The sequence below is a fragment of the Pseudoalteromonas sp. APC 3495 genome, from assembly GCF_030407645.1.
Classification (GTDB): Bacteria; Pseudomonadota; Gammaproteobacteria; order Enterobacterales; family Alteromonadaceae; genus Pseudoalteromonas; species Pseudoalteromonas tetraodonis.
This window is the reverse complement of record NZ_JASDDA010000002.1, coordinates 27,807-45,530: the sequence shown is the minus strand read 5'-3', so window position 1 is coordinate 45,530 and position 17,724 is coordinate 27,807. Positions and strand designations below refer to the sequence as shown.

Annotated in this window: 14 protein-coding genes and 1 tRNA gene; 7 read left to right on the top strand and 8 right to left on the bottom strand. The window is 41.1% G+C overall.

Features of this window, described 5'->3' with window-relative positions:
* Window positions 1–113: 113 nt before the first annotated feature.
* The 6 genes from pspF to QL984_RS01015 are packed head-to-tail and all read left to right on the top strand — an operon-like array spanning window position 114 to window position 6,465.
* On the top strand, window positions 114–1,175 hold the full coding sequence (gene pspF, locus QL984_RS01040; protein ID WP_033104002.1) for a phage shock protein operon transcriptional activator: 1,062 nt from the start codon (window positions 114–116) through the stop codon (window positions 1,173–1,175).
* A 14-nt stretch (window positions 1,176–1,189) separates the two neighbouring features.
* On the top strand, window positions 1,190–2,797 hold the full coding sequence (locus QL984_RS01035; RefSeq protein ID WP_013465443.1) for an ABC transporter substrate-binding protein: 1,608 nt from the start codon (window positions 1,190–1,192) through the stop codon (window positions 2,795–2,797).
* Window positions 2,797–3,831 carry an ABC transporter permease subunit gene (locus QL984_RS01030; RefSeq protein ID WP_008111022.1) on the top strand — a complete coding sequence of 345 codons (1,035 nt, stop codon included), beginning with the start codon at window positions 2,797–2,799 and terminating at the stop codon, window positions 3,829–3,831. The genes QL984_RS01035 and QL984_RS01030 overlap by 1 nt, the downstream gene beginning before the upstream one ends.
* Window positions 3,818–4,711, top strand: a complete 894-nt coding sequence (locus tag QL984_RS01025; RefSeq protein ID WP_013465445.1) for an ABC transporter permease subunit — start codon at window positions 3,818–3,820, stop codon at window positions 4,709–4,711. Before QL984_RS01030 ends, QL984_RS01025 begins: the two co-directional genes overlap by 14 nt.
* Window positions 4,712–5,704 carry an oligopeptide/dipeptide ABC transporter ATP-binding protein gene (locus QL984_RS01020; RefSeq protein ID WP_008111028.1) on the top strand — a complete coding sequence of 331 codons (993 nt, stop codon included), beginning with the start codon at window positions 4,712–4,714 and terminating at the stop codon, window positions 5,702–5,704.
* A complete protein-coding gene (locus QL984_RS01015) occupies window positions 5,704–6,465 on the top strand; it encodes an ATP-binding cassette domain-containing protein (RefSeq protein WP_013465446.1) in 762 nt (253 codons plus the stop codon). The genes QL984_RS01020 and QL984_RS01015 overlap by 1 nt, the downstream gene beginning before the upstream one ends.
* 51 nt (window positions 6,466–6,516) lie before the next feature.
* On the opposite strand, the gene ppiD is transcribed toward QL984_RS01015, so the two are convergent.
* From ppiD to QL984_RS00980, 7 genes are all read right to left on the bottom strand, one after another.
* On the bottom strand, window positions 6,517–8,418 hold the full coding sequence (ppiD, locus tag QL984_RS01010; RefSeq protein ID WP_016899276.1) for a peptidylprolyl isomerase: 1,902 nt from the start codon (window positions 8,416–8,418) through the stop codon (window positions 6,517–6,519).
* 174 nt (window positions 8,419–8,592) lie between these two features.
* On the bottom strand, window positions 8,593–8,949 hold the full coding sequence (locus QL984_RS01005) for an HU family DNA-binding protein (protein WP_255314649.1): 357 nt from the start codon (window positions 8,947–8,949) through the stop codon (window positions 8,593–8,595).
* A gap of 126 nt (window positions 8,950–9,075) precedes the next feature.
* Entirely contained in the window at window positions 9,076–11,436 is a 2,361-nt protein-coding gene (gene lon, locus QL984_RS01000) for an endopeptidase La (protein WP_290171882.1), read from the bottom strand.
* Between the two features lie 149 nt (window positions 11,437–11,585).
* Window positions 11,586–12,869: an ATP-dependent protease ATP-binding subunit ClpX gene (gene clpX, locus QL984_RS00995; RefSeq protein ID WP_016899275.1), complete on the bottom strand. Its 1,284-nt coding sequence runs from the start codon at window positions 12,867–12,869 to the stop codon at window positions 11,586–11,588.
* Between the two features lie 131 nt (window positions 12,870–13,000).
* The gene (gene clpP / locus QL984_RS00990) at window positions 13,001–13,618 is read right to left on the bottom strand and encodes an ATP-dependent Clp endopeptidase proteolytic subunit ClpP (protein ID WP_013465450.1); all 618 of its coding nucleotides are present in this window, start codon (window positions 13,616–13,618) and stop codon (window positions 13,001–13,003) included.
* 159 nt (window positions 13,619–13,777) lie between these two features.
* Window positions 13,778–15,082, bottom strand: a complete 1,305-nt coding sequence (gene tig, locus QL984_RS00985; protein ID WP_024601794.1) for a trigger factor — start codon at window positions 15,080–15,082, stop codon at window positions 13,778–13,780.
* A 354-nt stretch (window positions 15,083–15,436) separates the two neighbouring features.
* Window positions 15,437–15,513, bottom strand: a tRNA-Pro gene (locus tag QL984_RS00980).
* 347 nt (window positions 15,514–15,860) lie between these two features.
* Between QL984_RS00980 and folD the strand changes: the two genes are divergently transcribed.
* The gene (folD, locus tag QL984_RS00975; RefSeq protein ID WP_013465452.1) at window positions 15,861–16,715 is read left to right on the top strand and encodes a bifunctional methylenetetrahydrofolate dehydrogenase/methenyltetrahydrofolate cyclohydrolase FolD; all 855 of its coding nucleotides are present in this window, start codon (window positions 15,861–15,863) and stop codon (window positions 16,713–16,715) included.
* A 31-nt stretch (window positions 16,716–16,746) separates the two neighbouring features.
* Here folD and QL984_RS00970 read toward each other — a convergent pair whose 3' ends face one another.
* Window positions 16,747–17,643: an EamA family transporter gene (locus tag QL984_RS00970; RefSeq protein WP_028834036.1), complete on the bottom strand. Its 897-nt coding sequence runs from the start codon at window positions 17,641–17,643 to the stop codon at window positions 16,747–16,749.
* Window positions 17,644–17,724: the final 81 nt, after the last annotated feature.

The following is a 17,724-nucleotide window of genomic DNA, read 5'->3' as shown; positions in this document are numbered from 1 at the left end:
TTTTAAAATAGCAATAAATTTCAAATAGTTAAATGTAAATTACAAATTGCTTTTGTTATCAATCATAATGAAATACACTAACTGTTAGTAAAAATGACTAAGAGTTAGGAAATATGAGTCAATATCGCCAACAGGATAATTTGCTCGGCCAATCAGACAGCTTTTTATCGGTTCTTGATCAGGTATCGCAGCTAGCAAACCTAGATAAACCCGTACTTATTATTGGTGAACGTGGTACCGGTAAAGAGCTTATTGCAGCACGTTTACACTTTTTATCCAAGCGCTGGGATCAAAGTTACGTCAAACTCAACTGTGCGGCATTAAACGAAAATCTACTCGAAAGTGAATTATTTGGCCATGAAAGTGGTGCATTTACTGGCGCAAGTAAACGCCATGAAGGCCGATTTGAGCGGGCTAATAGCGGCACCTTATTTTTAGATGAGTTGGCAAATACTTCTGCCCTAGTGCAAGAAAAGCTATTAAGGGTAATAGAGTATGGTGAGTTTGAGCGTGTTGGCGGCAAACAAACGGTTAAAGTAGATACGCGCTTAGTCTGTGCGACCAATGAAGACTTACCGCATTTAGCGCAGCAAGGTGAATTTAGAAGCGATTTACTCGATAGGCTCGCATTTGATGTGATCACTCTACCGCCACTGCGCGAACGCCAAGACGATATTATGTTACTGGCTGAGCAATTTGCAATGAATATGGCACGCGACTTAGAGTGGGAGTTATTTAGTGGCTTTACTCGCAATGCACAAGAAAGTTTACTCAGTTATGAGTGGCCGGGTAATGTGCGTGAGCTTAAAAATGTGGTGGAGCGAAGTCTGTATCGCCACGGCAATGAACACATCCCTGTGCATAAAATTATTTTAGACCCATTCGAAAGCCGCTTTAGACCTAAAGCACGTATTAAACATACACAAGCCCCTGTTGCTGTGCAAAATGAAGTTGTTAACACCCAGCCCACAGAAGCGCCTGTAACACCGAGTTTGAGTAATGCAGAACCTGAGTTTCCTTGTGACTTAAAAACACTCTCTAATGAATTTGAGATCACATTAATAAAAAAAGCATTAGAACATAGCCAATTTAATCAAAAGAAGACTGCAGAAGTACTTGGTTTAACGTATCATCAATTACGTGGTTATTTGAAAAAATACAATTTGCTGGAATAGTAGAGGTTGTGCGGGTGCATAAATTATTACTTGCTTTATTATCATTGAGTTTAGTAGGTTGCATTGATAGTAAAGAAGAAATCTTAGAAGAAAAAAACCAAGGCCTCGTTTATTGCGCTGAGGCAAATCCTGTGTCGTTCAATCCTCAAGTCACAACCACAGGATCAACCATCGATATTATTGCTAACCAGTTGTACGACCGGTTAATTAGTATTGACCCTGTGACTGCTGAATTTAAAAGCGAACTAGCCACCGACTGGAAAATTAGCAAAGACGGTAAGTCTGTCACTTTTACTCTGCGCAAAGGGGTTAAATTTCATACCACCGCGTATTTTACTCCAACACGCGAATTTAACGCTGATGATGTCATTTTCACTTTCAGTCGTTTATTTGATGTATACAACCCCTATCACTTTGTCGGTGATGCGAATTACCCCTACTTTCAAAGTGTGGGTATTGACCAACTTATTCGTAAAATTGTCAGGGTGTCTGATCACCAAGTTCGGTTTGAATTATTTAACGCAGAAAGCAGTTTTTTAGCGAATATGGCGACCGATTTCGCCGTGGTGCTCTCTAAAGAATATGCCATGGCGCTCAAAGCCAACAACCAAGAAAACCTATTTGATCAATATCCAGTTGGCACCGGTCCTTATATTTACAAAGAATACCGACGAGACCATTTAGTACGCTTTTATAAAAACGCTGACTATTGGAAACACGAGGTGGCACTTGAGCAGTTGGTGTACGACATTACCCCTAATGGCACCACGCGTATTGCTAAAATTCTTACCAAAGAGTGTGACGTAACTGCGCATCCTAGCAGTGCACAGTTAAGTATTTTAGCTCAGCGAGATGATATTAACGTTGAAAGGGAAACCAACTTAAACATAGGTTATTGGGCATTTAATACCGAACGCCCTCCGTTTGATAACTTAAAAGTACGCCAAGCCTTAGTGCATGCCATTGATATAGAAAAAATAATGCAGGCAGTTTACTACGGTAATGGACTTCGTGCGCGGTCAATACTACCACCCACGTCGTGGGCGTTTGAACCACAAAAGAACATGCCAATTTTCGACCCACAACTGGCAAAAAAACTATTAACTGAAGCGGGTTATGAAAAAGGGTTTGATATGAGCATTTGGGCTATGCCTGTCAGCCGTATTTATAACCCTAATGCACGAAAAATGGCAGAGCTGATGCAAAGCGATTTACGCAAAATTGGCGTTAACGTTAATATTGTCGAGTATGAGTGGAACACCTTTATTCAACGCATAGGCGAGCACCGTCACGACAGTGTATTATTAGGTTGGGCAGCAGATACGCCTGATCCTGATAACTTTTTTAGCCCGTTACTTAGCTGCACCGCGACCTTCAGTGGCAAAAACCCAGCGAACTGGTGTAATCCTGAATTTGATTTACTGTTAACTAAAGCTCTCGATACGACCGATTTAAATTTACGTAAACAATATTACGACGCTGCACAAAGTATGATCATCGAACAATTACCCTTATACCCAATAGCCCACGGCATGCGTTTTCAGGCAAGTAGTGCTGATGTTGAGGGGATCACACTCGGGCCATTTGGCGCTATTTCATTGGCTAACGCGAGGAAGAAGTAATGTTATTCGATTATATTTTACGCCGCCTCGGATTGTTATTTTTCATGGTGTTATTACTGAGTATTTTTACTTTTTCGCTGAGCTACTTATTCCCTGGCGATCCACTGAGTAACTTAAGTGGCATACCAGACACTAACTTTACTCAAAATGCACAGCTAGAAGAAAAGTACCTGTTTAACAGTAACTACTTTATGCAGTACATTGCCTTTGTCGGGCGAATAGTACAAGGCGATTGGGGCGTGTCGTTTGCCTCAGGAGATAGTGTTTTTGCTCACGTGGTTGATTTAATTCCAGCGACCTTAGAGCTGAGTATTTATGCGTTAGTCATCTCGGTTGTGGTAGGCGTGCCTGTCGGGATTTTAGCATCGGCTTATCATAAACAATGGCCTGATAAATTAATTAGCTCAACAGCTATGGTTGGCTATTCTATGCCTATTTTTTGGCTCGCGTTATTACTAATTATGGTTTTTTCGCTCAAACTTGGTTGGTTTCCTATGTCGGGGCGAGTGAGCTTATTGTATGAAATACCTGCCAGTACGGGGTTTATCTTACTGGATATTTTACTAGCTGATTTTCCCTACAATGGCATGGCAATGCTTGATGCACTGCATCACCTAACATTACCTACCATTGTACTGGCTATGTATCCGACCACTGTATTGGTGCGCTTTACTCGCGAGTCAATGTTAAAAGTAATGGATCAAAACTTTATCAAAACAGCTCGCGCCAAAGGCCTTAACCGTGGGCAGCTTATTATTCATCACGCCCTGAGAAATGCATTACTGCCAGTCATAAAGCAAATAGGTCTGCAATTTAGCACCTTGATCACCCTTGCTATGATCACCGAGGTTATTTTTTCATGGCCGGGGATTGGCCGTTGGTTAATAGACAGTATTTATCAACGTGACTACCCTGCCATACAAGGGGGGTTAATGGCCGTTTCTTTTTTCATTATTATTGCCACAATTATAGCTGAACTAACATACACCCTACTCGATCCTCTGTCTCGGAACCAAGCGCATGGCAAAGTTTAATTTATTTTCAGAAGATTCAAATAAATCGCCATTAGCGAGACTATGGCGAAAATTTAAAAATAACCATCCTGCATTGGTGGGCTTATGGGTGTTTATTGCCTTTAGTATATTAGCTGCAACAGCACCGTTTCTTGCGCCCTATGGAGTAAACCAACAGCACAGTAATGCACTACTGCTGCCACCGTCATGGAATGAAATGGGCGATGTGCGGTTTATTTTAGGCACCGATGACTTAGGCCGAGATGTGCTTTCACGCTTAATGAATGGCGCGACTTATACATTTGGCTTGTCGGTCGTGGCTGCACTAATTACCACCATAATTGGTGTGTTAGTCGGTACATTTGCTGGTATTAGCAAAGGCATACGCTCTAGCTTTTTGAACCATTTACTTGATGTAACCTTGTCTATCCCCTCATTATTATTGGCCATTATTATTATTGCCATACTCGGTCCTGGATTAATGAATACCGTTTGGGCAATTATTTTAGCGCTGTTACCACAGTTTATTCACTCCATTAGAAACCTAATCGTTGATGAGCTAGGTAAAGATTATGTCACAGCGTACCGGCTCGATGGGGCCTCTAAGTGGCATATTTTATCGCGCGGTATTTTTCCTAATGTGTATGAATATATTGTGGTTATTTTTACTATGGCCCTCTCTACTGCTATTTTAGATATTGCTGCGCTAGGGTTTTTAAAACTTGGCGCGCAGCCGCCCACCACTGAATGGGGTGCTATTTTGGCCGAAAACTTAGGGCTTATTTATTTAGCGCCATGGACGGTGGCTCTTCCGGGTGTACTGCTATTTTTAGCCGTTCTTTCAACAAACTTGGTGGGCGATGGACTTCGCAAAGTTTTACAAGCGCGTAAGGCCGATTAAATGCATTTACTAGATATTCGAAACTTAACCATAGAGCTGCAAACGTCTGAAACTGCTATTCGCGCTGTTGACCGGGTAAGTTTTAGTTTAAAAGAAGGTGAAGTACACGCCTTAGTGGGAGAATCCGGCTCAGGAAAAAGCTTAATTGCAAAAGCCATTGTAGGCGTACTTAACGAACGCTGGGTTATAACCGCCGATAGAATGCATTGGCGCGGTGTTGATTTAATGCGCCTCACACCAGAGCAGCGCCGTAAAACCGTCAGCCAAGACATTGCAATGATTTACCAAGATCCAAGTCGCTGCCTTGACCCTACTGCAAAAATATTTAACCAAATCGCTGAAACACTGCCTGAAGTGGCCGCCAAAGGGTTTTTCTTAAAACGCAACCGAGAGCGTAAAGATCGTGTAAAAGCACTGATACACAAAGTGGGCATTAAAAATCATGAAGCCGTGCTTGATAGCTACCCTCATGAACTCTCTGAAGGCGTTTGTCAAAAAGTCATGATAGCCATGGCCATTGCGCGTACACCTAAATTGCTCATTGCTGATGAGCCAACAACCGCACTAGAAAGTACCACTCGTGCGCAGGTATTTCGATTATTAAAAAGTTTGAATCAGCTAAAGAATATGTCTATTTTGATGATTTCCCATGAGCTAGAAGAAATAGTAAATTGGTCACATGGTATTCATGTTTTGTATTGCGGACAAATGGTTGAAGCTGGTCCAACGCACCGTATTTTTAGCCAACCGCGTCATCCATATACGCAGGCTTTATTAAAAAGCTTACCTGATTATGAGCACGGCTTAGCCCATAAAGAACCTTTTTATGCATTAAAAGGCACCATACCTACACTACAACATTTACCGATTGGTTGTCGTTTAGGACCGCGTTGCCCGCAAGCACAAAAAGAGTGTGTGGTTGCCCCTAAACTCTCTAAACACCACGGCCATAGTTACGCGTGTCACTTTCCATTGATCAAGGAAGTAAAATAATGCAACCCTTGTTAAAAGTTCAAGCCTTGTCAAAAGCCTTTAACATGCGTGCAGGTTTATTTAGCCGTAAAAAATTTGATGTACTAAAAAACATCTCATTTAGTATTGGTAAAGGTGAAACGATTGCCATTATTGGTGAAACCGGCTCAGGAAAAAGCACCCTCGCTAAATTGTTAGTTGGCGCATACAGTGCAGACAGCGGACAAATATTATTAGAAAATAACACCATTGAAAACAACGGCCAGCGCGATGCTCAGTGCCGTTACATCCGAATGATTTTTCAAGATTCGGCCACCTCATTAAACCCGGCATTAACCATTGCAGAAATGCTCGACGATTGCCTAAAATTTAATACCGATTTTGATAAAGATCAGCGCAGTGAAAAAATTGGCAGTACTTTACTTAAGGTCGGTTTGCTGGTTGATCATCAACAATACTATCCGCATATGTTTAGTATTGGGCAATTACAGCGTATAGCGCTCGCTCGCGCACTTATTTTAGATCCCAAGGTTGTTGTACTCGATGAGGCACTTTCGTCGCTTGACCCCTCTGTGAGGGCGCAAATAGTTAACTTATTACTTAAATTACAGCTCGAAACCGGTTTAACCTATATTTTGATCACCCATCACTTAAGTTTAGTGCGTCATATTAGCGACCAATTAGTCGTTCTCAATAAAGGTGAAATTGTTGAATACGGTCCCACTGAAGCTATTTTTCAAAGCCCACAGTCAAAGGTTACTCAACGCTTATTAAGCTGTTAATACAAAAACAAAAAAGGCGCCAATTGGCGCCTTTTATAGTTTAGCTATTATTTATTCCGCAGGTTGCGCTGCTTTTGGTACATTTAGTTCCGCTTGTTGCTTAAGCGACTCAATGAATACCGTATAGTTTTTCTGTGCTTGGGCCATCGTGATATTTTGCTTCATTTGTGGCTCAATGCTGTCACTCACTAGTGCATCCGTGACTGAGTTAAGCGCAACAATAGCAGCATCACCATTGTTTAAGTTAACTACATCATAAACTGCGCCATCTCGTGGGTGCGCCATTTTAAATACTTGGGTAACAATAGCAGGCGAAACAGCAAAGCTTTCACGAGTAAGTTGCGACTCTTGACGAACGCTTAGTGACTGCTCAGCAGCAACATCGTTTAAGCTCTTACCGTCTTTGATTTGTGCAAATAAGGTACGTGCTTTTTCTTTAGCAAGATCGGACGCTTTTTCGTTTACTAAGCGTGTTTTAATTTGCTCGCTTACTTCGCTCAATGCTTTAGTTGCAGCCGGTTGATGCTCGTTAACACGAACCACAATCACGTGCTCATTACCTAGTTCGATTACTTCTGAGTTTACTTTATCTTCTAGTAATTCAACTGATGATAATGCGGTTATAACCGCAGGATTATTAAGCGGCTCAGGAAGCGCACTCAGTGCTAATAGCGGTGTAGATTGTACTTCAACACCCGCCACTTCAGCAGCATCGTCTAAGCGGTCAGAAATCTCAAATGCTAACGCACCCATTTCTGTTTGCTTCTCGTAAAACGCATCCACTTTTTCAGCTTGTTCAAGTTCAGCACGTAAATCGGCTTTCACGGCATCGTAAGGTTTAACTTGCTGCGATTGAATGTCTGTAAGTTTAATGATGTGATAACCAAATTCAGAGGCTACTACATCAGAGTAATCACCTTTGTTTTGCAGTGCAAAAGCAGCATCTTCAAATGCAGGCTCCATGACATCACGTTCAATCCACTCTAAGTCACCACCCATTTCGGCGCTAACAATATCATCTGACGACGATTCAGCTAATTGTGCAAAATCAGCACCCGCATTAAGCTGTGCTAATAAAGACTCAGCTTTCGCTTTTGCCGCATCGTCATCTTCACTGTTATCAATTAAGATATGTGATACACGACGTTTTTCAGGCTCAATATATTGCGCTTTACTCTGCTCATAATATGCTTTTACGTCGTCTTCGCTTACCGATGCAACATCGATATCATCTGCATCTAACTCAATGTAATTAACTGAAATAAGCTCTGGCGATAAAAATTGCCCTGCATTTAATTCGTAATAATCAGCCACTTCTTGATCAGTAACGTCAACATTAGCCTGCATTGCTTGTTTATCAATGACTAAATAATCAATGCTGCGAGTTTGTTGTTGCAGTGCAATGGCTGATTTAAGCTCGTTTTGCAATGCAAAGTCAGTTCCTGCAACCGCTGACACTAACTGGCTACGTGTCATATCATCACGAAGGTACTCTCGAAATGAATCAGGTTGGAAGTTCATTTGACGAATCACTTGTAAGTAACGGTCGTTATTAAATTGATCGCCAATTTTAAAATAAGGAAGCTCTAAAATTGTTTGACGAATACTTTCATCACTCACACGCAGACCCAGCTCAGTCGCTAACTGGCTTTGTAATTCTTGTTGTACTAAACGGTCAATCACGCCTTGACGTATTTGAGCCATATAAGTTGGATCGGCTGCTATTTGGGTAAAATATTCACCAAATTGTTGTTCTAAGCGGCTACGTTCATTTTGCAACGCACGGCTAAATTCTGTTTGGCTAATTTTAATTCCATTTACTTCAGCAACGGGTTGTTCTGTGGTTTGACCTAAGTAACTACCGATCCCAGCTAAGGCAAAAGATAAAATCACCGCGCCTAAAATGACTTTGGCTACCGGCCCTTGCGAACCTTCTCTGATTTTCTCAAGCATTTGTTTATCTCTTTTCTGACCAAGGTCTTTTCTACCTTGTCATATGTAAAAAAAGCGTATCTTACCAGATACGCTTTTTCACTTGAAGTAACTGGCGGTGAAGTAACTTAATTCATCGATTAGAATAATTAAGCGTATTGTTCACTCGCCATAACTAATTTGTTTACACAGTGATTAGTTTACTGCGTCTTTAAGCGCTTTACCGGCTTTAAAAGCTGGGATGTTAGCTGCAGCAATTTGAATCGTTTCACCAGTTTGTGGGTTACGACCTGCACGAGCAGCACGCTCACGTACAGAGAAAGTACCAAAACCAACAAGTGCAACTGAGTCGCCATCTTTTAGCGCGCCAGATACAGATTCGATGAATGAATCTAGTGCACGACCTGCAGCCGCTTTAGAAATGTCAGCATCAGCTGCGATTTGATCGATTAATTGAGATTTATTCACAATATCATCCTCTTTCATTGTTGTTATCAAGAGCGATTGTTTTTTTAAACTAACATCACTGTTTTGAAATTTTTGAGCATTTATTTAAAGCTCATATGATTATATTTTTCTTAAGCCTAGGCCCTGCAAGGGCTAGGCTTGAAAACCAGTGCTTAACTTATCATACCGTTTAGATTTGAAAAGCCCCTAAAAGCACTTTTTTTGGCTTTTTTACTGCTTTTTCGGTGTTTCGACTGAAAAACTATCAACTAGATGCACTAAAGCAAGCTTTAATACCTCATCAATCCATGTAACTGGGTGAATATCAAGACCCGCCAATACATTGTCAGGTATCTCTTTTAAGTCACGTTCGTTAATTTTTGGAATGATGACCGTTTTAATCCCACCACGGTGAGCCGCTAATAATTTCTCTTTTAAACCACCAATAGGCAATACTTCACCACGTAAGGTAATTTCACCTGTCATGGCTACATCAGAGCGCACCGCATTACCGGTTAAGCTTGAAACCAAACACGTTACCATTGCAATACCGGCACTTGGGCCATCTTTAGGTGTTGCACCCTCAGGTACGTGTACGTGAATATCGCGCTTTTCATAAAAGTCGCTATTAATACGCAGCTCATCAGCACGATTACGCACAACGGTCATTGCCGCTTGAATCGACTCTTGCATTACATCGCCTAACGAGCCGGTGTAAGTCAATTTGCCTTTACCTGGTACTGCAGCACATTCAATCGTGAGTAAGTCACCGCCTACTTCTGTCCATGCAAGGCCTGTAACTTGACCAATACGGTCGCCGTCTTCTGCTTTACCGTAATCAAAGCGTTGCACACCTAAGTATTCTTCAAGGTTATCTGCATCAATTGTCACTGTTTTAGTGTCTTTTTCGATTAAGATATTTTTAACCGCTTTACGACATAGCTTAGATACTTCACGCTCTAAATTACGCACGCCCGCTTCACGAGTGTAATAACGGATAATACCAATGATAGCACTGTCGGCGATTTCAACTTCTTTAGCTTTTAGACCATTACGCTTAATTTGCTTAGGAATTAAGTGTTCTTTAGCAATATTTAGCTTTTCGTCCTCGGTGTAACCCGATAATCGAATCACTTCCATACGGTCTAATAAAGGACCTGGAATATTAAAGCTATTTGAGGTTGCAACAAACATCACATCAGATAAGTCGTAATCAACTTCTAAGTAATGGTCCGCAAAATGACTGTTTTGCTCAGGATCCAATACTTCTAACAATGCTGATGCAGGGTCACCGCGCATATCTGCTGACATTTTGTCAATTTCATCTAACAAGAATAATGGGTTTTTAACGCCCACTTTAGTCATGTTTTGAATTAACTTACCAGGCATAGAGCCAATGTAAGTACGACGATGCCCACGAATCTCAGCCTCATCGCGTACACCACCGAGTGCCATACGAACGTATTTACGACCCGTTGAACGCGCAATAGACTGTCCAAGTGATGTTTTACCTACACCTGGCGGTCCAACTAAACATAAGATTGGCCCTTTAAGTTTATTTGTGCGCTGTTGTACTGCGAGGTACTCAATAATGCGCTCTTTGACTTTATCAAGGCCGTGGTGGTCGCTATCTAATATTTTTTGCGCGCCGGCTAAGTCTTTTTTCACCTTAGAGCGCTTTTTCCACGGTACGTTAATTAACGTATCTATGTATGAGCGAACAACACTGGCTTCTGCCGACATTGGCGACATCATCTTAAGCTTATTTAACTCAGCTGTGGCTTTTTCTTTCGCTTCTGATGGCATGCCAGACTCTTCAATGCGCTTTTTCAACGCTTCAAATTCATCCGGTACGTCATCAATTTCACCCAACTCTTTTTGAATCGCTTTCATTTGCTCATTGAGGTAATACTCACGCTGCGATTTTTCCATTTGCTTTTTAACGCGGGTGCGAATTTTCTTCTCAACTTGCAATAAGTCTATTTCACCTTCCATCAGCGCCATTAAGTACTCTAAACGTTCTGTAACGCTAGATATTTCAAGTACTTTTTGTTTTTCAGGCACTTTCAATGGCATATGCGCAGCCATGGTATCAGCAAGGCGCGCTGGCTCATCAATACCAGAGACCGAGGTCATCACTTCAGGTGGAATTTTTTTATTTAATTTTACATAGCCTTCAAACTGGCTCAATGCACTACGAATAAAGATATCTTGTTCTTGTTCGTTCACTGAATCAGACTCAATAAACTGTGCATTGGCAACGAAGAAGTCTTCGTTATCAACAAACTCTTCGATATTCGCACGTTGTGTGCCTTCAACTAATACTTTTACTGTACCATCGGGTAGCTTTAATAATTGAAGTACAGTCGCAATTGTCCCAACACGATAAATATCGTCTTTCTCAGGCTCATCTACAGTTGCATCTTTTTGTGCAACTAAGAAAATTTGTTTGTCTTTATCCATTGCCGCTTCAAGGCATTTTATTGATTTTTCACGGCCTACAAAAAGCGGGATCACCATGTGTGGATACACCACCACATCGCGCAGTGCTAGCACAGGGATTTCGACTCGATCGTTTCTCTCAAGCGTCATTGTATTTTCTCTTTGCACTTCATTTATTTAAAGATTACTCAAGTATATGGGGATAACCTAATTAAAGTTCAACAATTTTTGTTAACTCGATTAAATTAATTATAAAAAAAGGAGCCATTGGCTCCCTTTTTTTATAATTCGCTCAGAATTTAATCTGCCGCAGCGTGTTCTTGATGACTGCTATCATAAATTAAGATAGGATCAGACTCGCCTTTAATAACGGTTTCATCAACAACCACTTTGCTAACGTTATCAATTGAAGGCAGCTCATACATAGTATCAAGCAATACACCTTCTACGATTGAACGTAAGCCACGCGCACCGGTTTTACGTTCCATTGCTTTATGAGCAATAGCACGCAGTGCATCATCACGAAACTCAAGCTCAACATCTTCCATACCAAACAATACTGAAAACTGTTTAGTAATGGCGTTTTTAGGCTCACTTAGAATTTGTACCAGCGCGGCTTCATCAAGTTCTGTCAGTGTTGCAACCACAGGTAAACGTCCAATAAACTCTGGAATTAAACCATATTTTACTAAATCTTCTGGCTCAACATCTTTAAATGTTTCACTCAAAGAACGGCTCGCCGCCGACTCTTTAACGTCAACACCAAAACCAATACCGGTGTTTTTATGGCTACGCTGCTCAATAACTTTATCAAGACCAGCAAATGCACCACCACAAATAAACAGTATTTTAGAGGTGTCTACTTGCAGGAACTCTTGCTGTGGATGTTTACGTCCACCTTGTGGAGGAACAGAAGCCACTGTACCTTCAATCAGTTTAAGTAAGGCTTGTTGTACACCTTCACCTGATACATCACGTGTGATTGATGGGTTATCTGATTTACGAGAAATTTTGTCAATTTCATCAATGTAAACAATACCACGTTGTGCTTTTTCTACGTCATAGTCACATTTTTGTAAAAGCTTTTGAATAATGTTTTCAACATCTTCACCTACATAACCGGCTTCGGTTAGTGTAGTGGCATCGGCCATAGTAAACGGCACATCAAGTAAACGAGCTAACGTTTCAGCTAATAATGTTTTACCACTCCCGGTTGGGCCAATTAATAAAATATTACTTTTACCTAGTTCAACGTCTTGTTTAGTTGATTGATTGCGTAAACGCTTGTAGTGATTGTAAACCGCTACAGACAATACTTTCTTCGCATGGTCTTGACCAATAACGTAGTCGTCTAAGTGGTTACGAATTTCTTTTGGCACAGGTAATTTGTCAGCGGCATCATGCTTAGGCGCGATGTCTTTAATTTCTTCCCTGATAATATCATTACACAGCTCTACACATTCATCACAAACGTATACTGAAGGTCCTGCAATTAACTTTCGAACTTCATGCTGGCTTTTGCCACAAAAAGAGCAGTATAACAATTTATTACTTTTGTCGCCGTCTGTAGGAGTGTCAGACATTCAGCTACCTCATTTTATTACGTTGGCCACCAAAGTCTTGGTGGCTATTTTAATACGCTTTAACTATACCAAAATTTAGTGTTTTTCGCATAGTAACTCTCATTAGCAAGCATCACTGCTTGCAGGCATACTTACTTGCTACCGCGATTAGTAAATACTGAGTCAACAATACCGTAATCTACAGCTTGGCTTGCACTCATAAAATTGTCACGGTCTGTATCGCGTGAAACAACGTCAAGCGGTTGGCCAGTATGCTCAGCCATTAAGCGATTTAACTTGTCTTTAATAGACAGGATTTCTTTTGCGTGTATTTCAAAGTCAGACGCTTGACCTTGGAATCCACCTAACGGTTGGTGAATCATCACGCGTGAATTTGGTAAACAAAAACGTTTACCCTTCGCGCCACCAGACAGTAAAAATGCGCCCATGCTAGCCGCTTGGCCTACACAGATTGTGCTTACGTCTGGTTTAATGAAGTTCATTGTATCGTAAATAGCCATTCCCGCAGTGACAGAGCCACCCGGTGAATTGATATATAAGAAAATATCTTTCTCTGGGTTCTCTGATTCTAAAAATAGCATTTGCGCTAAGATCAGGTTTGCCATGTTGTCTTCAACTTGGCCCGTTAAAAAGATAATACGCTCTTTTAATAGTCTCGAATAAATATCAAACGAGCGCTCGCCTTTAGCTGTTTGCTCAACAACCATAGGGACTAATGCGTTTAGGGGATCTGTCATACCAGTGTTCATACTTATTTAATTCCTTATGCGCTTATACTTATTCTAAGAAAAGCATAATGATCATTTTTAGCTAATTAAGAACCACAAACTAAAATGGCCCGGGCACACTGCATAAACAGAGTAACACGAGCCATTTAATCGTTAGCGAGCGCTTAAGTCAATGACTTATTATGCACCTTGCTGTGGATTCATGATGTCATCAAATGCTTTTTCAACATCAGTCACAGTTGCTTTAGCTAAAATAGCTTCAACAGCTTGCTCTTCCATTGCTACATTACGCATTTGCTGCATTAGTTGATCATTTGCTTTGTAGTATTCTACTACTTCAGTTGGATCTTCGTATGCAGAAGCTACAGTAGCAATCAATGCTTCAACTTTAGCGTCATCAACTTTGATGTCATTCGCTTTAATCACTTCACCTAATAATAGGCCAGTTTTAACACGTGTTACAGCTTGCTCGTGGAACAATTCAGCTGGAAGCTCTGGCATGTTTTGACCATTGCCACCAAAACGTTGAGCAGCTTGCTGACGTAGTGCGTCAACTTCTTGGTCGATTAATGCTTTAGGCACTTCAACTTCGTTTTGCTCTAAAAGACCTTTGATTGCTTGGTCTTTAACGTTAGCTTTAACCGCTTGGTCTAGCTCACGCGTCATGTTCTTTTTAACTTCTTCTTTAAGCGCGTCTACGCCACCTTCGGTAACACCGAATTTAGTTGCAAACTCATCGCTTAATTCAGGTAATTCTTGCGCTTCAACTTTTTTCACTGTGATAGTGAATTGAGCCGCTTTACCTTTTAAGTTTTCAGCGTGGTAATCTTCAGGGAAGTTTACGTCAGCAACCACTTCTTCGCCTGCTTTTTTACCTACGATGTTGTCTTCAAAACCTGGGATCATACGACCTTGACCAAGTTCTAATGGAAAGTCTTCAGCTTTGCCGCCTTCGAATTCTTCACCGTCGATAGTACCAACGAAATCAACCGTTACGCGGTCGTTTGCGCCAGCCGCTGCATCAACATCAGCCCAAGAAGCGTGTTGCTTACGAAGTGTTTCTAGCATGTTTGCTAAATCTTCGTCAGTTACTTCTACTGCTGGTTTTTCAACAGCAATTTTCTCTAAACCTTGAACTTCAACTTCAGGGTAAACTTCAAATGTTGCTGAGAACTCTAAATCTTTACCTGCTTCAAGTGCTTTTGGAGCAAATGTAGGTGCGCCAGCAGGGTTAATTTTTTCAGCAACAATTGCTTCAATGTAATTACGTTGCATTACTTCGCCAGCAACTTCTTGACGAACAGCTGGTCCGAAACGCTTGTTGATTACTGATACTGGAACTTTACCAGCACGGAAACCGTCGATACGCTGCGTTTTTGACAGTTGTTGTAAGCGTTTTTTTACTTCGGTCTCAACGTTCTCTGCAGGAACGGTGATGGTCAGACGGCGCTCAAGGCCTTGAGTCGTCTCAACAGAAACTTGCATGATTTACCTCAATATTCAATTTTGGCGACTTTTCGCCTTCATTACAAACAAAGTAATCTATAGGCGTCTTGATAAAATTCAAGCCTTAGAGCTTAAAAAAATCCGTCGCTACCAGGAGATACCATTGCTGCTCTGCCCTAAGGGCACTATATTTTTAAACAAATAGACGCGGCATTATAACCTAATATTCATGATAGTCGAGTGTGGGGGGCAATTATTTGGGGTAGATCAAGGCAGATAACGACTAAGCGAATAAAAAACAGGCTAATTAAATTACATATAATGAATAAGGGTAGAAAAAGAGAATTTTTTGAATTAAAAAAGAAATCAGGTGTGTTTTACTTTAGGGGAAAATGGTCGGCGATGCAGGATTTGAACCTGCGACCCCTTGGACCCAAACCAAGTGCGCTACCAAACTGCGCTAATCGCCGATACTTACTATTGTCTGCGAGTGACCTCGTTGACAACGGGGTGCATAATAGTGATTTGACCGGGTTAGGTCAAACGTTTTTTTAAGAAAACAAATCAATTGCTCATTTTTAGTTCATAATGGTCAAATATTACGATACAGGGATAAAATTTAAACTCTTTTTTATAATTCGGGGGCTTATAATTTAAAAGCAACTTGGCGCTCAACCGCTTTTCTGCGAAAATAGTCGCCATATTAAAAAATGAGTAAGGTAAAGGTGTTTTCTTTATCGGCATTTTAACCCCTATATATGCATTCGTTTTTTAAATGTATCGGTATCAAGTTAATTAACCTAATTAAAGGTCACCCATGACGGCAAACATCATTGATGGTAAAGCAGTAGCAAAACAAGTACGTAGCGCAGTGGCTGAACGAGTTTCAGAACGTGTTGCACAAAACCTTAGAGCCCCAGGATTAGCTGTGGTGCTTGTTGGACAAGACCCAGCAAGCCAAGTTTACGTTGGTTCAAAACGTAAAGCCTGTGAAGAGGTTGGTTTTATTTCTAAGTCATTCGACTTACCAGCAGACACCACAGAGCAAGCGCTATTAGCATTAATTGATGAGTTGAATGTTGATGGTGAAATTGATGGTATTTTAGTGCAGCTCCCTTTACCAGAGGGCTTAGATGCAGAAAAAATTCTTGAGCGTATTACTCCACACAAAGACGTTGATGGTTTTCACCCTTATAATATTGGCCGATTAGCACAGCGTATGCCTGCTCTTCGTCCATGTACACCTAAGGGTATTATTACTTTACTAGATTCAACCGGCGTACGTTACAAAGGCATGCATGCTGTGGTTGTGGGCGCCTCTAATATTGTGGGTCGACCTATGTCACTTGAGCTGTTACTCGCCGGATGTACCACCACTGTTTGCCATAAGTTTACGCAAGATTTAGAAACGCATGTACGCCGTGCTGACTTACTGGTTGTAGCAGTGGGTAAACCTGAATTTATTCCTGGCGATTGGATAAAAGACGGCGCCATTGTTATTGATGTAGGTATTAACCGTTTAGACAACGGTAAATTAGTGGGTGATGTAGAGTACGCCGTTGCAGAACAAAAAGCTGACTTTATTACCCCTGTACCAGGCGGTGTGGGCCCGATGACGGTTGCTAGCTTAATTGAAAATACGCTAGAAGCGTGTGAAAAATATCACAGCTAATAAACAAAAAATAAAGTAATGAAGAGCCCGCTTAATTGCGGGCTTTTTGTATCATCATTCTTCGTTTTATTAATGCCAAGCCTTGTGGCAATACCGAAAATACGATCATTAATAACATAATCGTGTACTGCCAACTTTCATATTGTTCGTTAATCAATAACCCTGCACATAAAATGCCGGCAATTGGGTTAGCTATAGTGCCAAAAGTAAATTCAACCACTGTCATTCGCCCTAATAACCAAACATACAAAATATAGGCTAAAGCAGTGTTAGGCACCACCAGCCAAAATAGCGCCAGCCATTGGGTTGTATTTATTGATGCAGTTAAAAATTGATACTGCTGGGGAGCAAAATAAAAAGCCTGTATTGCAGCAGCAATCGCTAGCAAACTGCCACCAATGATTAATTGCCACGTTAATACTGTCCACCAGTGTACTTTAGCGGTCACTTTTTTTACCAGCGTACTGCCTATAACAATAGTCAATAGCGCCCCTATCAGTGCCACTACTCCCAATAAATTAAGTGCAATATGTTGTGGGTCAAATAAGCGCCATGCTAAAACCACTAAAGCAAGGGCACAAAATCCTTGCACTAACGCTGGCTGTTGCCGTTTAACAAGCCAGGCATACAATAATGCCACTACCGGTACAGACACCATACCGACACCTGCAATCGCAGCAGGTAAATTAATCGCCATTACAAAAATAAAACTAAAAAACAACGCAATATTGATTGCGCCTATTAGGAAAATGCCTGGCCACTGTTTAGCCGTTGGCCAAGAAGGTTTAAATAACAACAATAATAAACCAGCAGGGAGTGCACGTATGGCCCCTAGTAAGATTGGCGGCCACTCTGGGGTTGCGTATTTAGTTACCGCATAAGTCGTTCCCCATAAAAAAGCAGGGATCATGGCAAGTAAAATATTCATTAATTTTCCATTTTTAAATTGATGAATGCGAGTTTAAAACCTCAACTATGATTGAGGTCAATAACATCAATTTTATTAAAA

Coding starts and splice junctions, on each gene's coding strand:
- pspF (WP_033104002.1), top strand. CDS start 114: ATGAGTCAATATCGCCAACAGGATAATTTGCTCGGCCAATCAGACAGC.
- QL984_RS01030 (WP_008111022.1), top strand. CDS start 2,797: ATGTTATTCGATTATATTTTACGCCGCCTCGGATTGTTATTTTTCATG.
- QL984_RS01025 (WP_013465445.1), top strand. CDS start 3,818: ATGGCAAAGTTTAATTTATTTTCAGAAGATTCAAATAAATCGCCATTA.
- QL984_RS01020 (WP_008111028.1), top strand. CDS start 4,712: ATGCATTTACTAGATATTCGAAACTTAACCATAGAGCTGCAAACGTCT.
- QL984_RS01015 (WP_013465446.1), top strand. CDS start 5,704: ATGCAACCCTTGTTAAAAGTTCAAGCCTTGTCAAAAGCCTTTAACATG.
- ppiD (WP_016899276.1), bottom strand. CDS start 8,418: ATGCTTGAGAAAATCAGAGAAGGTTCGCAAGGGCCGGTAGCCAAAGTC.
- lon (WP_290171882.1), bottom strand. CDS start 11,436: ATGACGCTTGAGAGAAACGATCGAGTCGAAATCCCTGTGCTAGCACTG.
- clpX (WP_016899275.1), bottom strand. CDS start 12,869: ATGTCTGACACTCCTACAGACGGCGACAAAAGTAATAAATTGTTATAC.
- clpP (WP_013465450.1), bottom strand. CDS start 13,618: ATGAACACTGGTATGACAGATCCCCTAAACGCATTAGTCCCTATGGTT.
- tig (WP_024601794.1), bottom strand. CDS start 15,082: ATGCAAGTTTCTGTTGAGACGACTCAAGGCCTTGAGCGCCGTCTGACC.
- folD (WP_013465452.1), top strand. CDS start 15,861: ATGACGGCAAACATCATTGATGGTAAAGCAGTAGCAAAACAAGTACGT.
- QL984_RS00970 (WP_028834036.1), bottom strand. CDS start 17,643: ATGAATATTTTACTTGCCATGATCCCTGCTTTTTTATGGGGAACGACT.